This is a genomic window from Streptomyces achromogenes, from assembly GCF_030816715.1.
GTDB lineage: Bacteria > Actinomycetota > Actinomycetes > Streptomycetales > Streptomycetaceae > Streptomyces > Streptomyces achromogenes_A.
In genome coordinates this window covers 8,959,348-8,985,305 of the sequence record NZ_JAUSYH010000001.1, presented here as the reverse complement: position 1 = coordinate 8,985,305, position 25,958 = coordinate 8,959,348, and the positions used below count along the sequence as shown (strand labels likewise).

Below are 25,958 nucleotides of genomic sequence, written 5' to 3'. Positions count from 1 at the left end.
TTGTGCCCCTGACCTGTGGGAGCGTGTGGCCCCGCTGTTGCCGGCTCGTCCGCCCAGGCGGCATCGGTATCCCGGGCGGTTGCCTGCGGATGACCGGGCTGCGCTGCGTGGCATCGTCTACGTTCTGTGCAAGAGCGCGAGATGGCGGGACGTTCCCGCGGAACAGGTCGGCTGCAGCGGCGTGACGGCCTGGCGGCGTCTGCGGGACTGGACCGAAGCGGGCGTCTGGGCGCAGCTGCACGAGGTGCTACTGGCAGAGCTGCGGACTGCGGGCCTGTTGGACATGGACGACGCCGCGATCGACGGCTAGCACGTCCGGGCGCTGAAAGGGGGCTCACACCGGGCCTTCGCCGGTCGACCGGGCCCGGCCCGGGAGCAAGCACCACTTGATCGTCGACAGGCATGGCACTCCCTTGGCCGTCTCGCTGACCAGCGGGAATCGTCACGATGTCACTCAACTGATGCCCCCGCTGGACGCGGTACCCCGCATCCGCGGGGTGCGCGGGCGGCCACGTCACCGGCCAGGCCGGCTGTTCGCCGACCGCGGCTACGACTACGACAAGTACCGTCGTCTTCTCCGGGCCGCGGCATCACGCCGAAGTTCGCCCGGAAAGGCACCGCACACGGCTCCGGACTGGGGAAGACCCGCTGGGTCGTCGAGCGGACCCTCGCCTGGCTCCACCAGTTCAAACGACTCCGGATCCGCTACGAGATACGCGCCGACCTCCACCTCGCACTGCTCCAACTCGCCTGCAGCATCATCTGCTTGAGACGACTCCGAACCTCATTCTGAAACGCTCAGTAAGAGGTCGTTTTCATCTGTCTTGCCTGTTTATAGACGGATTCCCGATGGGTGAGGATGCGATGCGAAGGAGGCAGCCGGTGTGGCTGGGGTCGATGAGTCCTGAGGTGTGGCTGTTGGGGCGGAGTGCTGCTTGTTCCTGTCTCATCCCAGGATGCCCGGCTTCCCAGGCTGCGTGCTTCCGTCGTCATTGCTGTGCGCCTGGGCGCACTCGTTGAGCGGCGGTACGCCGGAGGCATGCCAAGCCGACGTCCTTATCCAAGTGATCTGTCCGATGCCCGCTGGGAGTTGGTCGAGCCGGTCCTGGCGGCCTGGCGCTTCGAGCGCCGTGGCAGGGCCCTGGACTTCGGCCGGCCGCCGGAACACGACCTGCGCGACATCATGGACGCGATCTTGTATGTGGACCGCACCGGCGTCCAGTGGCGCTACCTCCCGCACGACTTCCCGCACTGGAACACGGTCTACGGCTACTTCGCCAGGTGGCAGCAGGAAGGCGTATTCGCCCAGCTCAACGGCCTGCTCAGGCAACTCTTACGACAGAAGGAAGGCCGGGAGGCCGAACCGTCGGCCTGCGTGATCGACGCGCAGAGCGTGAAAACCTCCACCAGCGTGCTCGCCACCAGCCAGGGCATCGATGCCGGCAAGAAGATCGTCGGACGGAAACGGAGCATCGTCACCGACACCATCGGCCTTGTGCTTGCCGTGCTGGTCACCGCGGCAAGGGTGCAGGACTCCATCGCCGGCACCCAGCTCCTGGACCAGGTCGCCGCCGCACATCCCAGCATCCGCAAAGCGTGGGGCGACGGCGGCTACCGCCAGCACCTCGTCGAGCACGCAGCCACCCTCGGCATCGACATGGAAATCACTCAACGCAAGCCCGGCACCAAGGGGTTCGTCCCGATCTCGAAGCGGTGGGTGGTCGAGCGGACCTACGGCTGGCTCATGCTCCACCGCCGACTGGCCCGCGACTACGAAACCCACCCGCACCGATCCGAAGCCATGATCCACATCGCCATGACCGACCTCATGGCCCGCCGCCTCACCAGCGAGAACACCATCTCCTGGCGCGACCCGGAACCGCAGACCAAACAGCAGATTCCGGGATGAAACAACGGGAGAAAACGACCTCTGAGCCGATCGGTAACCTGACCTGCTAGTATCCGCTGCGGTGGTAGTAGCCAGCGCGCCAGCCGCCGCGTCTTAGGTTTACGGCCGCGGTGCCGGACGGCCGTCGGCCCGAGGCCCGTCTACTTTGCAAGGCCGTACCGCCTCCATCGCGAGCCGCACGGCTGACCCGGACGCAACGCCAGGCCGCGCTCAAGGGGGCCCGGCCGCAAGCGCGGTATCGACGCGGAGGCCGTACAGCGCGAAGTCTTCCGCGCCGAGTGGGCCTACCAGCCGCCGCTGGTCGAGGACGCGCTCGGCAGCAGATGCTCGCCTTCCTCATCCAGATAGAAGCCGCCTCATGAATGCCGCCCGGCGATATCGCGGAAGGCCGGCATGCCAAGGTCCACGGGGCTGCCGCGGCGGTCCTGCTCTGCCTCGAGTTGCGCAAGTTTGTCTTGGGTCCCGGCGCGGCTGACTTCGAGTCCTTCGAACTCGCCCAGCCAGCCCTCGCGTTCGGCCTCGGTGATGCGGACGAGGAGGTTGTCGCGGATCTCGGTCAGACGAGTGCGCTGGGCGGGGTCAGTCCGTTCGTCTCATGGCAGGGAGGAGGGCTACGACCTCCCAGCCGTGGTTCTCGCGTGGGCCGGCGTGCAGTGTGCCGCCGAGGGCGGTGACGCGTTCGGTGAGGCCGACGATGCCGAAGCCTCCGCCGCGGGCGGCGTAGGGCATCGGGGCGCCTCCGCAGCCGTTGTCGCGCACCCTCACGTGCAAAGTGTCGTCGGCGTGCGCGAGGGCGACGGTGACTTCGGTGGCATCGGCGGCGTGGCGGCGTACGTTCGTGAGGGCTTCCTGAACGACGCGGTAGGCGGCAGCTTGCACTTCGTGGGGCAGGTTCCGGGGCACTGAGGCGTCGCGGTGCACTTCGGCCTTCGGACCCGCCGGACCACCGAACCCGTCGACAAGTTCCGCAAGGGTTGTCAGGTCGCCCACCTGGCGGTTCTCGCCCGGCTCGAGGCGGGCCGTCTCCTGTGGGCCACCGACGCGCAGGATGCCGACGGTCACGCGCAAGGAGTCGAGGGCTTGGGTCGCGGCCTGCTCGATTCCCGCCAGGACGGGGTCCAGGCGGTCGGGTTCGGTGGCGGCCATCATGCGGGCCATCTGTGTCTGGACCAGGATGCCGGTGACGTGGTGAGCGACGAAGTCGTGCAGGTCGGCCGCCATGGCGAGGCGTTCCGAGCGGCGGGTTTCGGCGACCGCGACGCCGCGCCTGTGGTCCAGGGAGCGCAGGTAGCCGGCGACGCCGGCGGTGACGCCAGACAGCAGCCCAACTGCCAGTGCAAACCCCAGGATCAGGACGTCGTCCTGGGTGCCGGTCGCGTAGAAGCGCAGCGGCACCGCGATGGCTGCCCCGCCGGTGAGGACGGCGCACGGCAACGCCCATCGCGGTGGGCAGGTACGGACGGCGATCATCAGCAGGCAGAGCAGGACCGCCACCTCACCGGGGCCGAGTGTACGCACGCGCTCGGTCGCCGTGGCCACGGCGGTCAGGGCCAGGGAAACGCCCGCTGGTACGGCGATCCGCAGTGGGGGTGTGAGCCACGCGGGCCGATGGGCGCAGGGCCAGAGAACGGCCGCGAGGCCGAGCGACAGGAGCAGGAGCACTGGCCAGAGGGTCTTGCCGTTGGCGACGGCGATGGACACGTCCGTGGCGGCCAGCAGGAGCAGCGTGGTGACCCCCACCGTGCGCAGGCAGCCTTGTCGGCGGGTCTGCGTCGTGGTGGAGACGTCTGTCGCAGGCAGGAGGTTCACATCGGTCACTGTAGGGAGGACGGTCAACTGTGCCTCGGCATGTCGGCAGGGGCGACGGCAGGCGCGGGAACCGCTTCGTCGGCGGTTCCCGCACCTGGTCATGGCACCGTGGGAGCTTTCAGTTGATCCGGGCGATCTTCCAGAGCTGGTCGTCGAGGTCGGCGCTGCCCCACTGGACGACGGCTGCCCCGTCGGCGGTGGAGGACTGGGCGACGCCGGCGACGAGGGTGCTGTTCACGTTCCGGAGCTTGTAGTACCCGCCGCCCGCGTCGGTGAGAGTCCACTTCTGGGAGCTGGCGCTGGAGGCGGTGTTCTGGACGAGGGCAGCGCCCGCGGTGCTGGAGGAGCCTTGGATGTCGAGGTTGAGGTTGCTCTTGGCGTTCTTGATGGTCCAGGCGCCGCTGCCCGCGGACTGGAAGGTGAAGAGCTGGCAGGTGCAGGCCGTGTTCTGCCACTGGCCGACGGCGGTGCCGGCGGTGGTGGAGCCGTTCGGGATGTCGAGGTACTTGCCGCTGTGCTTGTTGACGAGCGTGTACTGACCTGTGCCGAGGGGCGGCAGGTCGGTCTGGGTGAGGTTCCAGCGCTGGCAGGCGCAGCTGGTGGTGTCCCACTGCCCGGCGGTGGTGCCGACGGTGGTGGAGGCGTTCGGGATCTCCAGGTACTTGCCGGTCAGCCGGTTGGTGAGGGAGAAGCCGCCCGCGGGGTGCGGGGAAACCGCCCACTCGTGGTCAGAGGTGCCGTTGTCGTCCCACTGGAGGACCTTGGCGCCGTTGGCGGTGGACTGGTTCTCCACGCCCAAGACCTTGCCGCTGGCCACGTTGAAGATCTTGAAGTAGCCGGACGGCTGCTGGGCGAACCGCCACTTCTGGTCGCCCGCGTTGTCGGCGTTCTGCTGGGTGGCGTAGGTGCCGTTGGTGGTGGAGCCGCCCGTGATGGTGAGCAGCTGACTGCTGTTTGCGTTGGTGACGGTGTAGGTGGCGCCGTCGGAGATGCCGCCACCCAGGTCGATCGTGCTGTAGGTGACGGGGTTGGAGAGGTTGCTGCCACCGCGTCCGGCGCTGAGGATCAGCAGGCTGTGCCCGTCGGGGAGCGAGGTCATGCCGCGGCTGTAGCCGCCGGCCACGTTGGCGTTGATGCGCGTCCAGGTGTTCGCGGCGCCGTTCTGTGTGTTGATGAACAGGTCGTCGGCGCTGTTGGCGCTGACGGCGAGGGTGCCGTTGGGGCCGCCGGTGGGCAGCCAGGTCAGGTAGGGAGCGCTCTGGGGTACCACGCCGTCGGTCGTGCGCAACGGGATGCCGGTGACCGATCCGAACGCCTCGGGGTCGGAGGAGGTCTTGTAGTAGACGGAGAAGTTGCCCTCGGGAGCGCCGCCGTACTCGTACGACAGGACGTACTTGCCGTTCGGCAGCTTCGCGACGGTCGGCATGCCCGGGCGGTCGCCGGCCGTGGGCATCGCCACGTCGTCGACGACAGGGCCCCAGGTGCGGGCGTCCGTGGACACCTGGTGCACGATCTTCTGGCCGTGGGCGGGGTCGCGCTGATCCGAGTAGTAGACGATGAGCTTGTTCCCGGAGACCAGGAAGAACGGCTCCCAGACGGGAGTGTTGCCGTTCGTGTCGTGGGCGGCGCCGCCGGTGGCGATGTTTGTGACGAAGCTCCAGGTCTGCCCGCGGTCGGTGCTGGCGTACAGGTCGATCTTGGTGGCCGACCGGTCGGAGGGCACGGAGTCGCCGGCGGCCAGGATGGTCCCGGCGGGGAAGCCGCCGATCGCGGTGGGCAGCTCGAACAGCTCGGGCTGCCAGCGCATGCCCCAGCTGTTCTGGGTGTCGGCGATGTCGGAGATCTTGCTCCAGGAGTTGCCCTCGTCGGTGCTGCGGTAGATCGGGAAGACGGGTGTGCCGGACGTGTACTGCTCGAACGTGGCGAGCAGGGTGCCGTTGGCCGAGCCGTTGTGCTGCAGACGCAGCGCCCGCGGGTACAGCGAACCGGGCGAAGGCGCACCAGAAGGCGGGGTGTACATCGTCTGTGAGGGACGGGAGAGGGCCTGCGCCCGATTCGCGGCGGGCAGCGTCATCGTCGCCGCGGCGACGATGAGTGCCAGGAACAGGAACAGGACGGTGGTGGGGCGTGGACGCCGAGCGGCGTCGGGTCCGACGCCCAAGGGTGCAGGGGACATGTGCGGCTCCCGGGACAGGGAAGGGACGGGTGTTTCGGTGCCCGCCGCCCCCGGACGGCTCCGGGGTGGGGTGGCGGCGAGCCCGCAGGGCGCTCCACCGCGCGGGCAAGGCTGCGGTGGCGCGGATCGGGACCGGCCGGCCTCTCGGTGAGGCGGCCGGTGGGTGGCGCGACGATGTCCGGGCGGGCGGGGCGTGCGCCCGCTGCCGCCCGGGGGTTCTCAGGTGGTGCGCCTGCCCGCTGTGTCGGGGTGGGACGGCGGAGGCGCGGTCGAACCGCGGACGACGAGTTCGACCGGTGGGTCGCTCGCGGGCGGCAGTTCGGTGTCGGGCCGCTCGATCGCGTGCACGAGGAGGCTGATGCCTTCCCGGGCTGCGGCCTCGAAGGGCTGACGCACGGTGGTCAGGGGAGGGGAGATGTAGGCGAAGACCGGATTGCCGTCGAAGCCGACGACACTGACGTCCTCCGGTACGCGGCGCCCCGCCTCCCGCAGGGCGTGGATGAGGCCGACGGCCATCTCGTCGCCCGCCGCGAAGACGGCGGTCACGGAACGGTCCGAGGCCAGCGCCTGGCCCACGGCATGACCGGAGGCCGCCGACCAGTCCCCGTTCAGCAGCGGCGGCTCGTGCGCGCCCCGCGCCGCGAGCGCCGCCCGCCACCCCTCGATGCGGTCCTTGGTGGCGTACCACCGACGAGGGCCGGCGAGATGGTGAACGGTCGCGTGGCCCAGCTCGAGCAGATGCTCGGTCGCCGCCCGGGCGAGTGCGTGGGCGCCCACGCCCATGGTCACCGTGCGGGCGGCGACGAAGGCCGGCGGCGCCCCCAGGAAGAGGACGGGCACGTCGACGCGGACGCCGACGTCGCCCTCCACGATGGGTTCGGAGACGACGACGCCGTCCACGCCCTGCTCGAGCAGCGATTCCACGGCGCCGGCGATCCCCGCGGGGTCGCCGTCGGGGGTGTTGACCACGCGGAGCGCGTATCCCGCGTCGCGCACGGCCCGCTCGATGTGCACGAGCAGGGACGCGGTTCCGTACCCGGCGGTGCCCAGGGCGACCACGCCGATGGAGCCGGTGCGCCCGGAGGCCAGTGTCCTGGCCGCCTGGTTCAGCCGGTACCCGAGTTCCTCGGCGGCTGCGAGCACCTTGGCGCGGGCGTCCTCGGAGACGTACGGCTCGTTGTTCAGGACACGGGAGACCGTCTTGCGCGACACCCCGGCCAGCCGGGCCACGTCCGCGCTACGCGGCACAGGGGAACCCTCGCTCCGTCCCACCACTGATGCCATGAAGTCTCCTGAAGACCCGTACGTCTACGTCGATTGAGGTCACTCGGTGACCACGCGGTCTGACCGCGTGGTCTGACCGCGTGGTCATGTCTACGGAGCCAGGGGCTGTACGTCAAGGGTTTCCACGGCAACGATTCGGCGGACGGCAGTGGACCCGGCGGCGGGGCGGCTGTCCGGCCGGGGCGTCGTGACCGCCGCGACGGGACCCTTCCGGCGGAGGTATAACTGCTGATCAAGAGGCAGAAGCCGACGCCGTGGCGGGCTCGCGTGCAGGAGCTGCCGGTCTCCTCCGGCGGCACGCCGTCCGACCGGGCGGAGGGTGTGGCCGGCTCCGGGCTCTGGCCGGAGGGGGCTTGACAGTGGCTCCTCGGAGCGTTCAGTCTTCCTCGCAGTCACCGGTCGCATTTGTTCGATCGTGTTGAATCTTGGTCGCGTGGACCATCGCACCTCCGCCCCACCTCTCGGATCGACGTGCCGCCTGGCCGCGATCACCCTGTCAGGAGCCGAAATGCACTCTTCCTCCCTCGGCCGGCCCATGCCCGCGCCCAGCCGCCGCAGCGTCCTGCGCGGAATCGGCGGCGCGGCCGTCCTCGGCGCCGGCATCCCACTGCTCAGCGCCTGCGGCGGCAGCGGTACGGCTGTCGACCCGAAGACGGTCAGCCTCGGTTCGAACGCGTCGGACGCGGTGCCGAAGAAGGCGTTCGCCGAGATCTACGCCGCGTTCCAGAAGCAGTCCGGGATCACGGTCGACGTGAACACCAAGGACCACAACACGTTCCAGGAGCAGATCAACTCCTACCTCCAGGGCACCCCGGACGACGTGTTCAGCTGGTTCGCCGGCTACCGCATGCAGTTCTTCGCCGCGAAGAAGCTCGCCACGCCCATCGACGACGTGTGGCAGAAGATCGGCGGCAACTTCCCCGACGCCATGAAGGCGCTCAGCAAGGGTGAGGACGGCAAGTTCTACTTCGTGCCGATCTCCACGTCCCTCTGGGGGGTCTTCTACCGCAGAAGCGTCTTCAAGCAGTACGGCTACGAGGTCCCCACCACCTGGGACCAACTCGTCGCCCTGTGCAAGCAGATGAAGAAGGACGGCCTGGTCCCGCTCGCCTTCGGCGACAAGGACGCCTGGCCCGCGCTCGGCACCTTCGACCAGATCAACTTCCGCACCAACGGCTACGACTTCCATGTCGAGCTGATGGCCGGCAAGGCGTCGTGGACGGACGCGAAGGTCCGCAAGACCTTCGACAACTGGACCGAGATCCTCCCCTACCACCAGGACGGCGCCGTCGGCCGCACCTGGCAGGACGCCGCCCAGGCCCTGATCGCGAAGAAGGCGGGCATGTACCTGTTCGGCAGCTTCGTGGCGCAGCAGTTCACGAACAAGGCCGACCTGGACGACCTCGACTTCTTCCCCTTCCCGGAGATCGACCCCGCGTACGGCCAGGACACCGTCGAGGCCCCCACCGACGGCTTCATGCTCTCCAAGGCCCCGAAGAACACGTCCGGCGCGCACAAGCTGCTGGAGTTCCTCGGCACGCCGGAGGCCGAGCAGATCTACCTGAAGTCCGACACGAGTCTGGTCGCCGCCTCCAACAAGGCCGACACCTCGTCCTACACAGCACTGCAGAAGAAGGCGTACGCGACGATCTCCGGCGCCAAGCACCTCACACAGTTCATGGACCGCGACAGCCGGCCCGACTTCACCTCCACGGTGATGCAGCCCGCGCTGCAGAAGTTCGTTCGCGACCCCAAGGGCGTCGACAGCCTGCTGGCGTCGATCGAACGCCAGAAGAAGACGATCTTCGCGTCCGCATGACCGCTCCGACGAACGCCGGTGTCGGGACCGGTATCACCAGCACCCCGGGGGCGGCAGCCGTCCCGCCCCCGGGCTCCCCGAACGACATGACGACCCATCAGAAGAAGCGGCCGCGAGTGCCCTCGGGCCACCGACGACTGCTCACCCGGCGGGACCGCGTCACGCTCGGCCTGATGGCCGGCGTGCCGACGATCCTGCACGTGGCCCTCGTGTGGCTGACGGCCCTCGCGTCGGTCGCCCTGGCCTTCACCACCTGGGACGGCATCGGCTTCGACTCCATCAAGTGGGTCGGGCTCCACAACTTCTCGGAACTGTTCTCCAGCAACCCGCAGTTCTGGCCCGCCGTCGAGCACAACGTCATCTGGTTCGTCGTGCTCATCCTCGTCCCGACGCCCATGGGCCTGTTCCTGGCCGTGCAGCTGGACAAGAAGATCCGGTTCAGCCGGGTCTACCAGACCGCGTTCTTCCTGCCGGTCGTCGTGTCGATGGCCGTCATCGGCTTCGTCTGGCAGCTGGTCTACAACCCCGACACGGGCCTGATCAACAGCCTGATCGGCGCCAACGAGCCCGGCCACTACATCGACTGGATCGGCGACCCCGACCTCAACCTCTGGGCGATCCTCGTCGCCGCGTCCTGGCGCCACACCGGCTACATGATGATCCTCTACCTGGCCGGCCTCAAGGGCGTCGACCCGTCCCTGCGGGAAGCCACCGCGCTGGACGGCGCCAACGAGTGGCAGACGTTCCGGCACGTCATCTTCCCCACCCTGCGCCCGACCAACACCGTCGTCCTCGTCGTCACCATCATCGAGGCACTGCGCGCCTTCGACCTGGTCTTCGTCTTCAACAAGGGCGCCCAGGGCACGGAACTGCTGTCGATCCTCGTCACCAACAACATCATCGGCGAGTCCAGCCGGATCGGGTACGGCTCGGCGATCGCCGTCGTCCTCCTGGTGATCTCGCTCGCCGTGATCATCCCGTACCTGATCGCGACCTTTCGGAAGGAGCGGCGAGCATGAGCACCGTGAGCGCGCTCGGAAAGCAGCACACCCCGCTCCGGCCCGCCCGGATCCTGCTGCACACCTTCCTCACCGTCACCGCCCTCGCCTGGCTGGCCCCGCTGCTGTGGGCTCTGTTCGCCGCGCTGCGCCCGTACGCCGAGACGAGCGACAAGGGCTACGTCTCCTGGCCCGACAAGCTGAGCCTGGACAATTTCACCGACGCGTTCGAGCAGTCGGACATGCTGCACTACTTCGGCAACACGCTGATCATCGCGGTCCCGGCCGTGCTGCTCACGCTGTTCCTGTCGTCGTGCGTGGCGTTCTACCTCAGCCGCTTCGACTTCCGGGTCAACCTGTTCCTGCTGCTGGTCTTCACCGCCGGCAACCTGCTGCCCCAGCAGGTCATCATCACCCCGCTGTACCGCATGTACCTGCTCATCGACCTGCCCGGCATCACCATGAGCGGCAAGCTGTACGACTCGGCGCTGGGTCTGGTGCTGATCCATGTGGCGTTCCAGTCGGGGTTCTGCGCGTTCGTGCTGAGCAACTACATGCGTTCGCTGCCGCACGAGCTCACCGAGGCCGCGCTGGTCGACGGGGCGTCGGTGTGGCGTCTGTACTGGCAGATCGTGCTGCCCCTGTGCAAGCCCGCGATGGCCGCCCTGGCGACGCTGCTGTCCATCTGGATCTACAACGACTTCTTCTGGGCGATCGTGCTGATCTCCACCGGCGAGAACATGCCGATCACCTCCGCCTTGAACAACCTCTCCGGCCAGTACTTCACCGACCCCAACCTGGTCGCCGCCGGCGCCCTGCTCACCGCGATCCCCACCCTGATCGTGTACTTCGTGCTCCAGCGGCAGTTCGTCAGCGGACTGACCCTCGGCGCCAACAAGGGCTGAACGCCCACCTGAAATCACCCCTTCAGAAAGTTGTGAGCACCTTGCCCTCCCCGCTCTCCACGTACGTGTCGGACACCGCACCGTGGCGGGGCGCCCTGCGTCCGGCCCGCTCCTGGCTGCACTCCGACGTCCCCTCCCAGTCGCTGAACGGCCCCTGGCAGTTCCGTCTGTCGCCCACGGCGGCGGTCGCCGAGGACTTCGCCGCCGAGGACTTCGACGACCAGGGCTGGGACAGCATCCCGGTGCCCGCGCACTGGGTGCTGGAAGGCGACGGCGCCTACGGCCGGCCGATCTACACGAACGTCCAGTACCCGTTCCCCATCGACCCGCCGCACGTCCCCGACGAGAACCCCACCGGCGACTACCGCCGCCGCTTCGACCTCCCCGAGGACTGGTCGGACGCCGAGCGGCTCCTGCTGCGGTTCGACGGAGTGGAGTCGCTGTTCAGGGTCTGGGTGAACGGCGACGAGATCGGCAGCGCCAGTGGCAGCAGGCTGGCCCACGAGTTCGACGTGACGTCCGCGGTGCGACCGGGCGACAACGTCGTCGCCGTACGGGTGCACCAGTGGTCGGCCGCCAGCTACCTGGAGGACCAGGACCAGTGGTGGCTGCCGGGCATCTTCCGGGACGTCACCCTGCTCGCCCGCCCGGCCGGGGGCGTCGAGGACGTCTGGCTGCGCACCGGCTACGACCACGGAAACGGCCGTATCGACCCGGAGGTCACAGCCGACGCGGCCGCGTTCCCCGTCACCCTGCGCATCCCCGAACTCGGCGTCGAGCGGGTCTGGGCCACCCCGGCCGACGTGGCGCCCCTCGACATCGCGGGCGTGGAGCCGTGGTCGGCCGAGCAGCCCCGCCTGTACGACGCCACCGTGTCCTCGGCCGCGGAGAGCATCACCCTGCGGGTCGGCTTCCGCACCGTGGAGATCCGCGGCGACCGCTTCCTGGTCAACGGCCGCCGAGTCGTCTTCCACGGGATGAACCGGCACGAGGCCCACCCCGAGCGCGGCCGGGTCTTCGACGAAAAGCACGCCCGCGCGGACCTGGCCCGCATGAAGCGGTTCAACGTGAACGCCATCCGCACCAGCCACTACCCCCCGCACCCCCGGCTGCTCGACCTCGCCGACGAACTCGGCTTCTGGATCGTCCTCGAATGCGATCTGGAGACCCACGGCTTCGAGAACGTCGACTGGGCCGACAACCCGAGCGACGACCCGGCCTGGCGCGCGGCCTACCTGGACCGTGTCGAGCGCACCGTCGAGCGGGACAAGAACCATCCCGGCGTCGTGATCTGGTCACTCGGCAACGAGGCCGGAACCGGCGCCAACCTCGCCGCCATGTCGGCCTGGGTCCACGCCCGCGACCCCGAGCGTCCCGTGCACTACGAAGGTGACTACACCGGCGAGTACACCGACGTCTATTCGCGCATGTACGCGACGGTCCCGGAGATCGAGCAGATCGGCACGGACGGTTCCGGCGCGCCACTGCTCGGCTGCACGCCCGCGCAGGGCGCCCGGCAGCGCACCAAGCCGTTCCTGCTCTGCGAGTACGCCCACGCGATGGGCAACGGGCCGGGTGCCCTCGACCAGTACGAGGAACTGGCCCACCGGTTCCCGCGGCTGCACGGCGGCTTCGTCTGGGAGTGGCGCGACCACGGCATCCTGACCACGGCCCCGGACGGGACGCCGTACCACGCCTACGGCGGTGACTTCGGGGAGGTCGTGCACGACGGCAACTTCGTGATGGACGGGATGGTGCTCAGCGACGACGTGCCGACGCCGAGCCTGCACGAGTTCAAGGCGGTCACGCAGCCGATCCGCTTCGCCTTCGACGGCGACACGCTCGAGATCACCAACCTGCGGCACTCGGCCGACACGTCCGACCTGCGTTTCCGCTGGCGCGTCGAGCACGACGGAAACCCCGTGGACTCCGGGGAATGGGATGCCCCGCTCCTCGCGGCAGGCGAGTCGGGGCAGGTGCCGTTGCCGCCGGTCGCGGTGGCCCCGCACGGCGAGACCTGGCTGACGGTCGAGGCGGTACTGGCGGCGGCGACCGCCTGGGCGCCGCAGGGGCATGAGATCGCCACCGCCCAACTCGACCGCTCGGTACGGCGGCCGGTGCCCGCCGCCCGGCCCCGGCGCGACTGGCGACCCGGCGAGGGAACGCTCACGCTCGGCATCGCCGAATTCACCGACGGCTCCCTCACCCGCCTCGCCGGGCGCCCCGTGACCGGCCCACGCCTGGAGCTGTTCCGCGCACCCACCGACAACGACGAGAGCCGGGCCGACCGGCTGGAGGGCAGCGACAACAGCGTCCTCGGGGTGTCCAGCGCCGACACGTGGCGCCGCGACGGCCTGGACCGGCTGACCACGCGGCGCCTCGGCGTCGAGCAGGCCGCGGACGCCCTGCGCACCGTCGACCGGGTCTCCGCCGCGGACTTGGCCCTCTCGGTGACCGTGGAGTCCATCTGGTCGATCGAGGACGACGAACTCGAACTGCGCGTGGAGATCGAGCCCTCGCGCGGCTGGCGGTCGGTGTGGCCGCGGATCGGGGTGCGCTTCGAACTGCCCGACGGGACGGAACCCGTCGACGGCGCGGACTGGTTCGGCCTGGGCCCGCTGGAGTCCTACCCCGACAGTCGCCGCGCGGCCCGCACCGGCCGCTTCTCCTCCGGTGTCGGGGACCTCGCGGTCGCCTACGCGCGCCCCCAGGAGACCGGCCACCGCTCCCACCTGCGCCGCCTCACGTTGACCAGCGGCGGCACCGAGGTACTGCGGCTCGTGGCCCTCCCCGACACCCGCGGCCGGCGCCCCGGCTTCACCCTCGGCCGCCACACCCCCCAGCAGATCGCCCGGGCCGCACACCCCTTCGAGCTGCCGGAGTCGACCACGAGCCACCTGATCATCGACGCCGTCCAGCACGGACTCGGCTCCCGGTCCTGCGGACCGGACGTGTGGCCGGAGTTCGTGCTGCGCCCCGAAGCCCGCACCATCAGGCTGCGCATCACACGGGGCGCCTGAGCGACAGAGCCCCCCAGCGACGGTGCAGCCCGCCGAGGAGGACAGCGGGCCGACCGGGCGCTGCACCGGTCCGGCGAGAGCGCGGGCGCCTGCGGTTCCGGACAGTGGTTCTGGACCGCGGGCTGCCCTCGACGATGCCGAGGCCGACGCGGGGGCCTGTGCCGGACTCTCAGCGGCAACCCGCAGATCCACCGGCACCGAACGCGACGTGGACCGCTTCTTCACCGCCCTGCTCGGCGGACGCCTGCTGCCTCCCGCCCAGCTCGCGGAGATGCGCAGGACCGTGTCCGTCAGCGAGAACTTTCAAGTGGGGTTCCCCGGCCTGCGGTACGGCCTGGGACTGATGCAGCAGCCGCTGACCTGCGGCGGCGATACCTGGGGCCACGGAGGGGACCTGGAGGGATTCACGGTGCGCACCAGCTTCACCGCAGACGGGCGCCGCTCAGTCGTCGTAGTCGCCAACGGCACCGGCGGCGGCTAGCAGCTGCTCGCCGCCGAGCGGGCCGTCCGCGGGCTTGTGGACCGGGCCCTGTGCGCCAGTGCCGAATGACTCGGCCCCAGGCACGCGGTGCCCTGCCACGCCGGCCGCAGCCTGCGGGCCCGCCGCCGTCCTGACGGCACGGTGCCGCCGTCCCACACCCCGGACACCTCCGTTGCAACGGGAATCCGGGACGATCCACCGGTCCGGCGCGATCGGCGTCACCGCCGTGCTGGACACCCCGTCCGGCACCGCCGCCGCCCGCAGCGGCACAGCCGACCCGCACACCGGCCAGGCAGCAACCGACAACCTGAGCCGGCGCAAGAAAACCGAATCCGCCAGCACTGGCCGATGCGGGCGTGCTGCTGGCCGGGGTGCAGGAACTCCTCGACGCCGGCCCGGAGGAGTTCGCCGACGGTGTCCAGGAGATCGACAAGGATCTGCGCGCCGAGATCCGGCGGCTGCAGAGCACCCGCCGCCGGAGAGCACCTGGCGCTTCCGCAGGGCGTCGTGGGCTACCTCGACCGGTTGCGCGGTCTCCGCGTCGGGGAGCGGTACATGGAGCTGGAGCGGGATGCCTGGATCATGATTTCCGCGCAGGTGCCGGACCTGATCGACTCCGGATCGCCAAGAAGCACGAGGAGTTGGACGACGCCGACATGGTGAGGCTCTACAGCTACTTCACCGGGGAGCCCGACTGGCCGACAGGCGATCCACGGATCGTCGAGGTCGCCGACATCTTGGAGCGCCTGATGATTCGCGCCGTGGAGGCCGGCGAGGCTGGTGCCGACGGCTTCGACGATCAGTTCGTCGCCCTGATGGACTCAACCATGCTCGAGTCCGCACCGGGCGCCGAACTGGTGCTGGCGATTCTGAAGGAGCGCGGCTGGAGCGGCTGGACCCGCATCGAACGAGTACCTGCACACGTGACGCCACCCGCTCGCCCAGGTCAGCAGCACGGATTGACAAAGTTGATTCCGCAGAACGTCCGTTCGAGGGATACACACGCTGCGGGTTCAGAGGCCAGGGCCAATGCTGGTGGCCTTGGCTTGCAGGGTCTGCTGCGTTTGGGTAATCGTGGCCTTACCGTCGGCGAGCTTCTCCAGTTCGCTGTCGATCAGGTCGGCGATCTGCTGCCAGGTGGTGATGGCCGGCGGGGCGCCAGTGGCCTGCAGCTGGGTGTGGAAGGGTGCCAACCTGGGGTCGTCACCCTGCTCCGCCTCGTACCAGGCGCTGGCTACGGCGGGCAGGTTGCCGGAGGCGTCTGCGTAGGCGGTGATGTTGTCGACATCGATGAGGTACCTGACGAACTTCCCCGCTGCGTCCGGGTTCCGGGCGTCCTTGAAGACCGCGAGGTCGCTCCCCGTTGCCAGGCCGGCGGCCTGCTCGCCCTTCGGCAGGGGCATGGTCTGCCACTTGCTGTCCAGCGCGGGGGCGTTGAGGTGGAAGTTGCCGCCAGTGCTGGCGCCCTGCTGCACGGTGCCGATCAGCCCGTTCTGGAATTTCTGCCCGGAGTCCGTCCCGTCATCAGGCGACAGACCGCCCTTGAAAATTGCGCTGTAGTACTCCAGCGCCTTGGTCACCGCAGGTGAGTCGAAGGTGAACTTCCTGGCGGTGGCGTCGTAGATGTTCCCGCCCTGCTGCCACACCATCGGCAGCCAGAGCAGCCATGAGTCGCGGCCGGTCTGCAGCTGGGTGGCATGGCGCAGCTTGGCATTCTGCTTGCCCGCGGTGGCCTGGATGGCCTTCAGGTCCTTCAGGTAACCGGCCCAGTCCCTGGCCGGGGCTCCCTTGATGCCGGCCTTCGCCGTGATGTCGGTGCGGTAGTAGATCACCGAGGTGTCGGCGATGAACGGGACCCCGTAGGAAGTGTTCTTGTACGTCGTGGTGTCCCACGATCCTGGGAAGAACATCCACGGCCTGATCGAGGCCGGAGTGGCCCGCAAGCCGTTCGTTGCGGCCAGCTCCGTCACCCAACTCGAGTCGACCAGGGACAAGTCGGGTGTGTCGCCGTCGGCGATCGCGGTGATCAGCTTCTCGTGCGCGGCGTCCCACGGCACCGTGGTGATCCGCACCGTCACACCGGGGTTCTGCTGCTCGAACTCCTTCGCCAGGCTCTCAAGGTCCTTGTCGGCCTTGTCACCCACGTACCACATGACCAGCTTGCCCTCCCCGCTGTCGGTGGTGCTTTTCGCCGGGGCGTTGGCGTTCGTGGAGTCGTCGCTCTGGCTGCAGCTGGCGACCAGCAGAGCCACGGCGATGGGGGCGCAGGCTATCTGCAGGGTTCTGGGGGTGCGCACGGGCGGGGGCTCCTTGCTGAACGGACTGTGAGGAACGAGAGGGGGCGGAAAGCGAAAGGGGTGGGAGCGTCGGTGGTCGAGGCCGTTCTGTGGCTGCCCGTGCCTTGCTGGGAGCGGTCCTCAGCGGTCGGCTGCCACCGGCTGCGGGCGGCACCCGCCATCGACAGCGAAGGCGACCGCCGGAAGCGGTCAGGTGTGGGGAGAACCAGGTGAGCCGGTCGCCGACAGTTCTCGCGGGAACACGGGCGATCACCTGTCGCTCGCCGCATTGGGCTGTCCTGGGTGGTGACCAAGTTCGCGAACCATCCCGGATGCGGCTGGCCGCCGGGCAGGGCGTCGGTCCAGTGCGGTGACTCGTTCGCGGTCAGGGCACCACCGCGTCGGCCGCAGGCTGAAGATCGGCGGGCACTCGCGGGCGCGGACGCTGCGGTCGGACACCGAACCCTCGGCATCCCCCTCGGCCGGAGAGCCCGGATGCCACCAGCCGAGGGGGACGTTCGGGCCGGCCCGGTCTGCCCTGACTTACAGACCGGGCCAGCGGTCACGAGGATCGCGGGTCGGTTGGATCCGCGCTTGCCCTGTTCACGAGTCGCATTGCGTCGCGTCGCCTGCCGGGTGCCTGGTGGGCACCTGCAGTGACGTGCCGGGCTTGACCTTGCGTACGTCATCGCTGCCGATGCCGACCCGCACGGGAAGCGGCTTACCGGAGCGCAGGGTCAGCTTGGTCGTCTTCTGGCCGACGGACAGGTCGAATGTGCGCCCCCGCCATTTCACCCGGGTGACGTTGACGCCCGGCAGCTGCGGCGGCAGGAAGGGATCGATGGTGACGGCGTCGGTTCCCCAGCGCATCCCGGTGAACCCGTAGAGGAATTCCTGCAGGTAGCCGCCTTGGCCGGTGGTGAAGTTGAACGCTCCGCCGTTGCGGGTCTCGTACCACTGGTTGAACGGTGCGGCCTGGTATGGCTCCGCGCTGTTGCGCATGTAGTCGTAGACCTGGCAGCCCGGCGAGCCGAGGGCCGCGCCGTTGATGGCGGCGATCGCGTCCGTCATGGACGGGCCGCCCGGGTCGGTGCGCTCCTTGTAGTAGTCGAGGTCGTTCTGGGCCAGGCTCGGTGACATCGGTACAGCCCAGGGGTACTGCAGCAGGGTGACGTCGGCCTGCTTGACGGTCCGCCCGTCGTAGCCGTCGAACTCGGCGTGGATGTCGTTCTTGGTGTCGACCGGGATCTTCAGGCCGTCGGCGACCTTCTTCCACGCCGGGTCGGCGGTTCGGCCCACGAGTTGCGCGGTGCGGATGGCGATGCGCAGTGACGCCTGCGCTCCGGCGTTGGTGGTCGCGCCGTTGTCGACAGGGTAGTTGTACTCGTCCGGGCCCATGACGTCGTTGATGTCGTAGCCGCCGGAGGAATTGGGTACGGCGCGGGTGGCCCAGTAGTCGGCGATGCCCTTCAGCACCGGCCATGCCTTGTCCCGCAGCCACTCCTTGTCGCCGCTCGCCTGGTAGTACTGCCACTGCGCCAGGGCGATGTCGGAGTTGATGTGGACCTCGTACGTGCCCCAGGGGTCGGGGGCGGTCTCCTTGCCGGTCAGTGCGCTCTCCCAGGCGAACTTGGCGCCCTTGATCGGCTGGCTGGGCGTGGACAGCTTGGCGGCGTTCGCCTCGGCGGCGGACAACAGCTTCTGCCGGTAGGTGTTCGCCCCGTTGGCGATGTCGGGGTACTGGGCGAGCAGCGCCGGGTACATCCAGGTCTCCATGTCCCAGAACACGTGACCGCTGTAGCCGTCCGAGGACAGCCCGCCCGGGCTGGTGCTCCAGGTGACACCGGGGCGCATGCTCGCGAGCAGGTAGAACATGGACGCGTGAATCTGCGCGGTCATGGCGCTGTCACCGGGGATCGAGATGCTCGACTGCCACAGTCGCGACCATTCCTTGTCGTTGCGGGTGAGCAGCTGCTGGTAGCCGGCCTTGGCGGCGCGGGCCGCGGTACTCGCTGCGGCCTGCTGCGGGGTCGCGGCCTTGAGCGAACGGTCGGTGTCGACGCTGGCAGCGATGCCCACGTACTTGGTGATCCGGTACGTCTGACCGGCACGGACCGGGAATGCGGCGCTCTGTGCGGCGCTGCCGTCGGGTACGTCCATCGCCTTGGTCGGCACGGCCTTGTCGTTGACACGCAGTACCGAGTTGAGCCCGGCGGTGGCGAGCCTTCCGTCGGTGACGACCGTCTGTGAGAGGGTCGCGTTCTTGCTGTCCACCCGCGGGCTGGTGGTGGAGGCGCGGTGCAGGCCACGCCCGTCGAACTCGTCCACCACGGTGGCCGTTCCGCTCCAGTGCGGTACGGCCCGGACGCTCACCGTGCCCAGGTGGCCCTCCGCGCGGTTGGCGTTGACCTCGTAGGCGAAGCTGGTCGCGTCGCCCGCGGGCGAAGTCCAGTCGAACGACGTGCTCAGCACGCCGGTGCGCAGGTCCAGCGACTGCCGGTACTTGCTGGTGGTGCCGACCGTCCGGGGGGCGATCTCCGTGGGTGGCTGTGAGCCTTCCGGATACGCCACGAGGTAGTCGACGTTCACCCGCGCTGTGTCACCCTCCTTGACGGTGATCTCGAGTGTGTTCGCTCCTGCGGCCAGCGTCACCGGGACGGTCAGCACCGACCAGTCGTCCCAACCGCCCGTGCCGGGCAGGGTCAGTTGCTGAAGCGTGCCGTTGACGCCGAGGTGGACGGTCTGCGGGTCGCCGCTCCCGTTCGCGTACCGGATGGCAAGCGTGGCCTTGCCGGCCGACGCGTCGCGGATCGGAACGACGCCGGTGCCGCCGACCGTCGAGTTGCCTCCATTGTTCAGGCCGGCCAGGTAGCCGCCCACGATCCCGCCCGGATGGGAGTTCTCGACGAACGCGCCGCCGGAGATCTTCCCGTACGCGGCCGGGCACAGCCGGCCGAAGGCGCAGGACCAGCTCCCGATGCCATAGACACCGCCGCTGCCACTGCCGCCGAACCCGAGCGTGGTCCAGCTCGGCAGGCTGGCTCGTTCCTCGGTCCCGGGCGAGGGAGCGCCGTAGAAGCCGGCCAGCTGGGACTGGGTAACGAGGGGCGTGCTGCTGTAGCCGTGGCCCGCCTCGGGCACCCGCGTGGCGAGGTAGCCGTTGCCGACGAAGGTCGGGGCGTAGCTCTTCGAGGTGTCGGTCGTGCTCAGCACCCAACCGTCGTCCCCGCCCGTCTTACCCGGTTCGGGCGCGGCCGAGGCGGGCACCATCGCGGTGCCCAGGAGCAGGCCGGCCAGGGCCAGCCCGATGGACGCCGTCCTCCTGGTGGTGCGTGCGCGGGCACGTGGGCGGACGGTCGCCGACGGCATCGTGGACTGCGCGGTCCGGAAGCGGACCGGGGCGCCGGCTCTGGCACGGTCACCCGGACTGCTCACCACGGATACCGCTGACACGACGGATGTCACCGCGCTCGTGAAACGGGCCCAGGCCGACCTGCGGCGCGAAGTACCGAGCCTCATTCCTATGTCGCCTACGGTCTCGCCGTATTCCTGTTCCTTCATCGAAAGGCCACCTCCTCGGGGTGGTCTGCGTGGCTGGGTCACCAGGGCCTGCCGATGCGGCTCGCAGAGCGGTGTCGCGGTGTATGACCCAGACCACGAGGGGGAGTTGTGGGGGGTGAGGTTCGGGTTCAGGCCGGACGCGTGATGAAGATCGCGGCGGCGCCAACGGGTAGGCGGTAGCTGTACGTCGTGCTGCCCCACGGGACGTCGAACGTGGCGGTGCTCGGGCCTGAGTTGTAGACGGCCGTCAGCCTGGTGCCATCGGGCAGTGCCGCGCTCTTGCGCTGGACACCTTTGGTTGCGCTCGCGCTTGAGGTGGCCTGGCCGTCGGGGGTGAGGACGGAGACGTCGTGCATGGACCACCAACTGCCGGAGCTGGCCTTGTTGACCACCCGGACGTAGCGGGCTGTGGTGGTGGGCAGCTGAATGCGGGTCACGGTTCTGCCCGGTCCGGTCGCGATCGGCTTGCCCCAGGTGGTGCCGTCGCCGGAGGTGTACACCTCGTACTGGCGGACGAAGTCGCCGGACGAGGCGGTGCTGTCCAGGACGACCTGGTCGAAGGTCTGCTGCGAGCCGAGATCGAGCTGGAACCAGTCGCCGGGCTGCATGCCGTGGCCCAGGCTCCAGCGGGTGGCCGCGTCACCGTCGATGGCGTTGGAAGGCGGGGCGTCCGAGCTGCTCGCGGAGGCCGTTGCCTGCCAGCCGTCGCGGGGCAGGGCCGCCTCGCCGGTGGGCGGGGTGAGTGAGGCTCCGGTGGGCAGGGTGTAGCCGAGCCACTGGTCGCCGACGCGGACCTGGGGCTGCTGGGCGAGCAGGCCGCCGTCGTAGCTGATCAGTGCCTGGCTGCCGTCGGCGTTGCGGAAGGGGACGTCGACAGAGCCGATGGCGGCCGGATCGGTGCTGCCGTGCTGGGTGCCGGTCCAGGTGAAGGTGGCGGCCGCTCCGGCGGCGAGGGTGTAGGTGAAGGTGCGGTCGCCCCAGCGGACGGTGAAGGCGCGCTCGGTGGTGCTGGAGTTGTAGGCGATCAGCGCGGTGGAGCCGTCGGGGTTGGTGAAGGCGACGTCCTCGAGGTCGCCCTTGCCGAAGCTGTTGGAGGCGACTCGGCGGGCGCCGGGCTGGACGAACTTGCTGGCCTGGGCGAGGCCCCAGTAGTCGGCCGTCGGCTTGTACGAGTAGGTGCCGTCGGCGTTCTGGGAGACGGTCACCACCGGGCGGCAGCCCTGGCAGCCGTTGTTGGTGGGGCCGCCGGAGCCGTCGAGGGCGATGTTCCAGCGGATGATGCTCTTCGCCCAGTTCCGCGGGCCGTTGACGATGTTGTCCATCGTTCCGGCGAAGGTGGCGCCCGCGTCCGTGCCCTCCCAGCTGCCGCCTGAGCACTCGCTCTGGAAGGCGGGCTTGTTCGGGTAGTCGTTGTGGACGACGGACTGCGCCGAGACGTCGCCGGCGTAGCAGTGCCAGGCCGTACCGGCGACGTTCTTCGCGCTCGCCGCGTCCGTGTACAGGGACTCGGGGTAGCTGGTGACGTCCCAGTTGTGGTCGTAGCCCAGGATGCCGGTGGACAGGTGCTGCTTGCGCAGGGTCGGGGCGAGATAGTCGTTGATGAAGGTCTTGGCCTGGCCGGCCGTCAGGCTCGTGCTCGGGTAGGCGGACGTGTCGTGCAACGGCTCGTTCTGCGGGGTGACGTAGCGGACCGGGACCCCCGCCGCCTGGTACGCCTTGAGGAACTTCGCGAAGTAGTCGGCGAGGTGCTGGTAGGCGGCAGGCTTGATCTGGCCGCCGTTCATCGTGTCGCCGGTCTTCATCCACCCGGGCGGGCTCCATGGGGTGGCCATGAGGGTCAGCTGTGGGTTGAGCTTCCGGGCCTGCTTCAGCAGCGGGATGGTGTACGACCGGTCGTGGTCGATGGAGAAGTTGGCGAGCGTGGGGTCGCTTTCGCCGGCCGGCATGTCGTCGTAGGAGTAGTTGCCCTTGACGGTGAAGTCGGTGGCGCCCATGGGCTGGCGCAGGAAGCTCAGGCCGATGCCGTCGCTGCGGCTGAACAGGTCGCGCATCAGGGCGTTGCGCTGCTTGGCGGTGAGCTTGGTGCCGACCAGCCAGGCGGAGGAGTCGGTGAAGGAGGCCCCGAAGCCGGTCATCTGCTGGTACTTGCGGGTGGTGTCGACCGTGATGGTCGAGGGCCCCGAGGAGGCCGAGCCGGTCTTCCAGGTCACCGGCGCCTGCTTGGACAGGTAGGTGCCGGTGGAGGGGTTGGTCAGCCACACCGATGCCTTGCCGAAGGCGGTACTGGCGGAGGCCGGAGCGGCGGCCGGGAGCGCCGGGAGGGTCGCGAGCAGGGCGGCGGCGACGGTGGTGGTCCGGGCTGTCCGGCGCCGTTGCCGGGTGGTGGTTCGCATGGTGCGGCTCCTTGCGTGCATGACGGCCATGCACGGCGGCGCGCGTGCATGACAGGGGTGGTGCGAAACCGGCGCGTGGGGCCCTGGTAAGGGCGCCGGGGCTGGGGTCACTTCAGACCGGTGGTGGCGATACCGGCCACGAAGTGGCGCTGGAACAGAAGGAAGACGATCGTCACCGGCAGCAGGACGACCACGGCGCCGGCGAGCAGGACGCCGAAGCGGGTGAAGTCCTGTCCGCTGCTGGCCAGGGCGAGGCCGACGGGCAGGGTGTACTGGCTCTCGTTCTGGGCCACGACCAGCGGCCACAGGAAGTTGTTCCACGAGCCGAGGAAGGTGATGATCCCCAGCGTGGCGAGGGCCGGCCTGGTCAGCGGCAGGATGATCTTCCAGAAGATGGCCAGCTCGCGGCAGCCGTCGACACGAGCGGCGTCGATGAGTTCGTCGGGGAGGGTGGAGATGAACTGCCGCATCAGGAACACCCCGAACGGGGTGGCCAGGAACGGCAGGATCAGCCCGAGCAGGGAGCCGGTCAGCTTCATGTTGGCCACCAGCACGTACAGCGGTACGAAGGTGACCAGGCCCGGCACCATCAGCGTCGCCATGACCAGGCCGAACACCGTGCGCTGGCCGCGGAATTCGAGCTTGGCCAGGGCGTAGCCCAGCATCGAGCAGAAGATCAGGTTCCCGGCGGTGACGGCCAAAGCCACGATCACCGAGTTGGCGAACATCCTCGTGAAGTCGAGGCTGCTGAACAGCTCGCGGTAGTTCGCGAGCGTGGGGCTGGTGGGAATCAGGTCCGGCGGGATCCTGCGGATATCGCCCTCGGACTTGAACGCGCTCGACAACATCCACAGGAACGGCGTGACCATGAGCAGCAGTAGGCCGGTGAGCGGCAGGTAGAGCCAGGGGCGGCCCCACTCCTGGCGGATGCGACGGCGCCGTAGCACCTTGGCCGTGTCAATCGTGGTCGTGGTCACGGGGCATCAGTCCTTGTCCCGCAGCACGCGGAACTGCAGCACGGTCAGGGCGATGATCAGGACGAAGACGACGTAGCCGGCGGCCGAGGCGACGCCGTAGTTGCCGTTGCCGAACTGCTTGTAGGCGTACAACGTGGCGGACAGCGTGGAGTCCAGTGGGCCGCCGTCGGTCATGACGAACGGCTCGTCGAAGAACTGCAGGTAGCCGATGCCGGTAGTGACGGCGGTGAGCAGCAGGGCCGGGCGCAGGAGCGGGAAGGTGACCCGCCAGAACCGCTGCCAGGCTCCGGCGCCGTCGAGTTCGGCTGCCTCCATCAGGGACTGGGGCACCGACTGCAGACCCGCCAGCATGATGATCATGACCGTGCCGAGGTTGCGCCACACCGCCATCAGGATCATGACGGGCAGGGCGAAGCGGGTATCGGCCAGCCAGGCCGGACCGTCGATCCCGAACCAGGCGAGGACGGTGTTCACCAGGCCGGCGTGGGGTTCGAGGAGGGTCTTCCACACCACGGCGACGGCCACGATGCTGGTGATCACCGGCAGGTAGAAGCCGACCCGGAAGACGGCGCGGAAGCGTCGGATGCCGCTGTCGAGGGCGACCGCCGCGGCCAGCCCGGCGGCCAGCGTCAGGGGCAGGGCCACCAGGACGAACACCCCGGTGTTGCGTAGGGCGGTGAAGAACTGCGGGTCCTGGAAGAGCCGTACGTAGTTGTCGAAGCCGGTGAACGACACGTTCAGCGGCGTGCGCAGGTCGGCACTCTGGGTGTCGGTCAGGCTCATCAGCGTCGACCAGACGACCGGCAGCAACATGAAGGCGAGGAACAGGGCGAGGAAAGGGGCGGCGAGGACCCAGGCGGCGCGGGACTGGCGGCCTCGCGCGGTGCTGCGCCGCCGCGAAGGAGTGGCCGCCGGCCGCTTACCGGCGGTGTCTCCCTCTTGGGTGCTCTGCCCCGCGAGAGTGGTCGTGGGCATAGTGGTCATCCGTCCGTACGAGGGATGCGGGCGGCGGCGATCAGCGGCCGGTGCCGATGCTGGTGGCCTTGGACTGCAGGGCCTTCTGTACGTCGGCAACGGTGGCCTTGCCGTAGGCGAGCTTCTCCAGCTCGGAGTCGATGGCGTCGGCGACCTGCTGCCAGGTGGTGATGGCCGGCGGCGCCTTGGTGACCTTCAGCTGGGTCTCGAAGGCGGCCATCTTGGTGTTCTGGCTCAGCTCGCCCTCCGACCAGGACCCCACGGCGGCGGGCAGGTTGCCGGACGCCTCCCCGTACGCGGCCAGGTTCTCCGGCTCGGTTAGGAATTTCACGAACTTCCAGGCCGCGTCGGCGTTCTTGGCGTCCTTGAAGACCGCCAGATCGCTGCCGCCGGCCAGACCGGCCGCCTGCGTGGCTTTCGGCAGCGGCATGGTCTGCCACTTGCTGTCCAGCTCGGGGGCGTTCTTGTGGAGGTCGCCGCCGGTGCTGGCACCCTGCTGCACGGTGCCGATCAGCCCGTTCTGGATGTTCTGGCGGGCGTCGGTCTTGTCGTTCGGCGTCAGCTTGTCCTTGAAGATGCCGCTGTAGTACTCCAGGGCCTCGGCGACCGCGGGCGTGTCGAAGGTGAACTTCTTCGCGTCGGCGTCGTAGATGTCACCGCCCTGCTGCCACACCATCGGCAGCCAGAACAGCCATGAGTTGAAGCCGACCTGGAGCTGGGTGGCGTTGCGCAGCTTGGCGTTCTGCTTGCCCGCGGTGGCCTGGATGGCTTTGAGGTCCTTCAGGTAGCCGGCCCAGTCGTCGGCCGGGGCGCCCTTGATGCCGGCCTTCTCGGTGATGTCGCTGCGGTAGTAGATCACCGAGGTGTCGGCGATGAAGGGGACGCCGTAGGCGGTGTCCTTGTACTTCGTGGTGTCCCACTGGCCCGGGAAGAACGCCGACGACTTGAAGGATGCGGGAGTAGCCTGGAAGCCGTTCATCGCGGCCATCTCGGCCATCCAAGTGGAGCCGATCAGGGACAGGTCCGGGGTGTTGCCGCCGGCGATCGAGGTGGTCAGCTTCTCGTGCGCGGCATCCCACGGCACCGCGGTGATCTGAACGGTGACGTCCGGGTTCTGCTGCTCGAACTTCTTCGCCAGGCCCTGCAGGTCCTTGTCGGCCTTGTCGCCCATGGACCACATGACCAGCTTGCCCTTCGCCTTGCCGCTGCTGATCTTCGCCGGGTCCTTGTCGGCGGCCGCGGTGTCGTCGCTGCGCCCACAGCCGGTGGCCAGCAGGGCCGCCGCGACGGTCGCGCAGGCTATCTGGAGGGTTCTGGCAGTGGGACGGAGGGTGCTCATGGTTGCGGCTCCTTGCGGTCGTACTGATGAGGGTGG

15 protein-coding genes and 1 pseudogene are annotated in these 25,958 nt (G+C 69.1%); 7 read left to right on the top strand and 9 right to left on the bottom strand.

Annotated features, from left to right (window positions below; all coding sequences use genetic code 11):
* Window positions 1-13 precede the first annotated feature (13 nt).
* Window positions 14-793, top strand: a pseudogene (locus QF032_RS39490) (IS5 family transposase).
* Window positions 794-1,039: 246 nt separating this feature from the next.
* Window positions 1,040-1,909: an IS5 family transposase gene (locus QF032_RS39485; RefSeq protein ID WP_307059931.1), complete on the top strand. Its 870-nt coding sequence runs from the start codon at window positions 1,040-1,042 to the stop codon at window positions 1,907-1,909.
* A 579-nt stretch (window positions 1,910-2,488) separates the two neighbouring features.
* On the opposite strand, the gene QF032_RS39480 is transcribed toward QF032_RS39485, so the two are convergent.
* The 3 genes from QF032_RS39480 to QF032_RS39470 all read right to left on the bottom strand — a co-directional run bounded on the left by QF032_RS39480 (window position 2,489) and on the right by QF032_RS39470 (window position 7,178).
* Window positions 2,489-3,727 carry a sensor histidine kinase gene (locus QF032_RS39480; RefSeq protein WP_307059930.1) on the bottom strand — a complete coding sequence of 413 codons (1,239 nt, stop codon included), beginning with the start codon at window positions 3,725-3,727 and terminating at the stop codon, window positions 2,489-2,491.
* Between the two features lie 109 nt (window positions 3,728-3,836).
* Complete coding sequence (locus tag QF032_RS39475) at window positions 3,837-5,894, bottom strand: RICIN domain-containing protein (protein WP_307059928.1); 2,058 nt, start codon at window positions 5,892-5,894, stop codon at window positions 3,837-3,839.
* Window positions 5,895-6,113: 219 nt separating this feature from the next.
* On the bottom strand, window positions 6,114-7,178 hold the full coding sequence (locus tag QF032_RS39470; RefSeq protein WP_307059926.1) for a LacI family DNA-binding transcriptional regulator: 1,065 nt from the start codon (window positions 7,176-7,178) through the stop codon (window positions 6,114-6,116).
* Between the two features lie 508 nt (window positions 7,179-7,686).
* Here QF032_RS39470 and QF032_RS39465 point away from each other — a divergent pair.
* Genes QF032_RS39465 through QF032_RS39445 form a run of 5 tightly spaced genes read left to right on the top strand, consistent with a single transcriptional unit; the run spans window position 7,687 to window position 14,401 of the window.
* Window positions 7,687-8,997 (top strand): ABC transporter substrate-binding protein, encoded by a 1,311-nt coding sequence (locus tag QF032_RS39465; protein ID WP_307059924.1) that lies wholly within the window; start codon window positions 7,687-7,689, stop codon window positions 8,995-8,997.
* Entirely contained in the window at window positions 8,994-10,016 is a 1,023-nt protein-coding gene (locus QF032_RS39460; protein ID WP_307059923.1) for a carbohydrate ABC transporter permease, read from the top strand. Before QF032_RS39465 ends, QF032_RS39460 begins: the two co-directional genes overlap by 4 nt.
* The gene (locus tag QF032_RS39455; protein ID WP_307059921.1) at window positions 10,013-10,900 is read left to right on the top strand and encodes a carbohydrate ABC transporter permease; all 888 of its coding nucleotides are present in this window, start codon (window positions 10,013-10,015) and stop codon (window positions 10,898-10,900) included. The genes QF032_RS39460 and QF032_RS39455 overlap by 4 nt, the downstream gene beginning before the upstream one ends.
* A 41-nt stretch (window positions 10,901-10,941) precedes the next feature.
* Complete coding sequence (locus QF032_RS39450) at window positions 10,942-13,920, top strand: glycoside hydrolase family 2 TIM barrel-domain containing protein (RefSeq protein ID WP_307060543.1); 2,979 nt, start codon at window positions 10,942-10,944, stop codon at window positions 13,918-13,920.
* Window positions 13,921-13,942: 22 nt separating this feature from the next.
* Window positions 13,943-14,401, top strand: coding sequence for a serine hydrolase (locus tag QF032_RS39445; RefSeq protein ID WP_307059919.1), 459 nt, complete (start codon window positions 13,943-13,945; stop codon window positions 14,399-14,401).
* A gap of 1,013 nt (window positions 14,402-15,414) precedes the next feature.
* On the opposite strand, the gene QF032_RS39440 is transcribed toward QF032_RS39445, so the two are convergent.
* From QF032_RS39440 to QF032_RS39415, 6 genes are all read right to left on the bottom strand, one after another.
* The gene (locus tag QF032_RS39440; RefSeq protein WP_307059917.1) at window positions 15,415-16,698 is read right to left on the bottom strand and encodes an extracellular solute-binding protein; all 1,284 of its coding nucleotides are present in this window, start codon (window positions 16,696-16,698) and stop codon (window positions 15,415-15,417) included.
* Window positions 16,699-17,280: 582 nt separating this feature from the next.
* Window positions 17,281-20,112 (bottom strand): glycosyl hydrolase family 65 protein, encoded by a 2,832-nt coding sequence (locus tag QF032_RS39435; RefSeq protein WP_307059915.1) that lies wholly within the window; start codon window positions 20,110-20,112, stop codon window positions 17,281-17,283.
* A 254-nt stretch (window positions 20,113-20,366) separates the two neighbouring features.
* A complete protein-coding gene (locus tag QF032_RS39430; RefSeq protein WP_307059913.1) occupies window positions 20,367-22,631 on the bottom strand; it encodes a discoidin domain-containing protein in 2,265 nt (754 codons plus the stop codon).
* Between the two features lie 107 nt (window positions 22,632-22,738).
* A complete protein-coding gene (locus QF032_RS39425; RefSeq protein ID WP_307049577.1) occupies window positions 22,739-23,608 on the bottom strand; it encodes a carbohydrate ABC transporter permease in 870 nt (289 codons plus the stop codon).
* 6 nt (window positions 23,609-23,614) lie between these two features.
* On the bottom strand, window positions 23,615-24,592 hold the full coding sequence (locus QF032_RS39420; RefSeq protein WP_373430449.1) for a carbohydrate ABC transporter permease: 978 nt from the start codon (window positions 24,590-24,592) through the stop codon (window positions 23,615-23,617).
* A 31-nt stretch (window positions 24,593-24,623) separates the two neighbouring features.
* On the bottom strand, window positions 24,624-25,922 hold the full coding sequence (locus QF032_RS39415) for an extracellular solute-binding protein (RefSeq protein WP_307059911.1): 1,299 nt from the start codon (window positions 25,920-25,922) through the stop codon (window positions 24,624-24,626).
* Window positions 25,923-25,958: the final 36 nt, after the last annotated feature.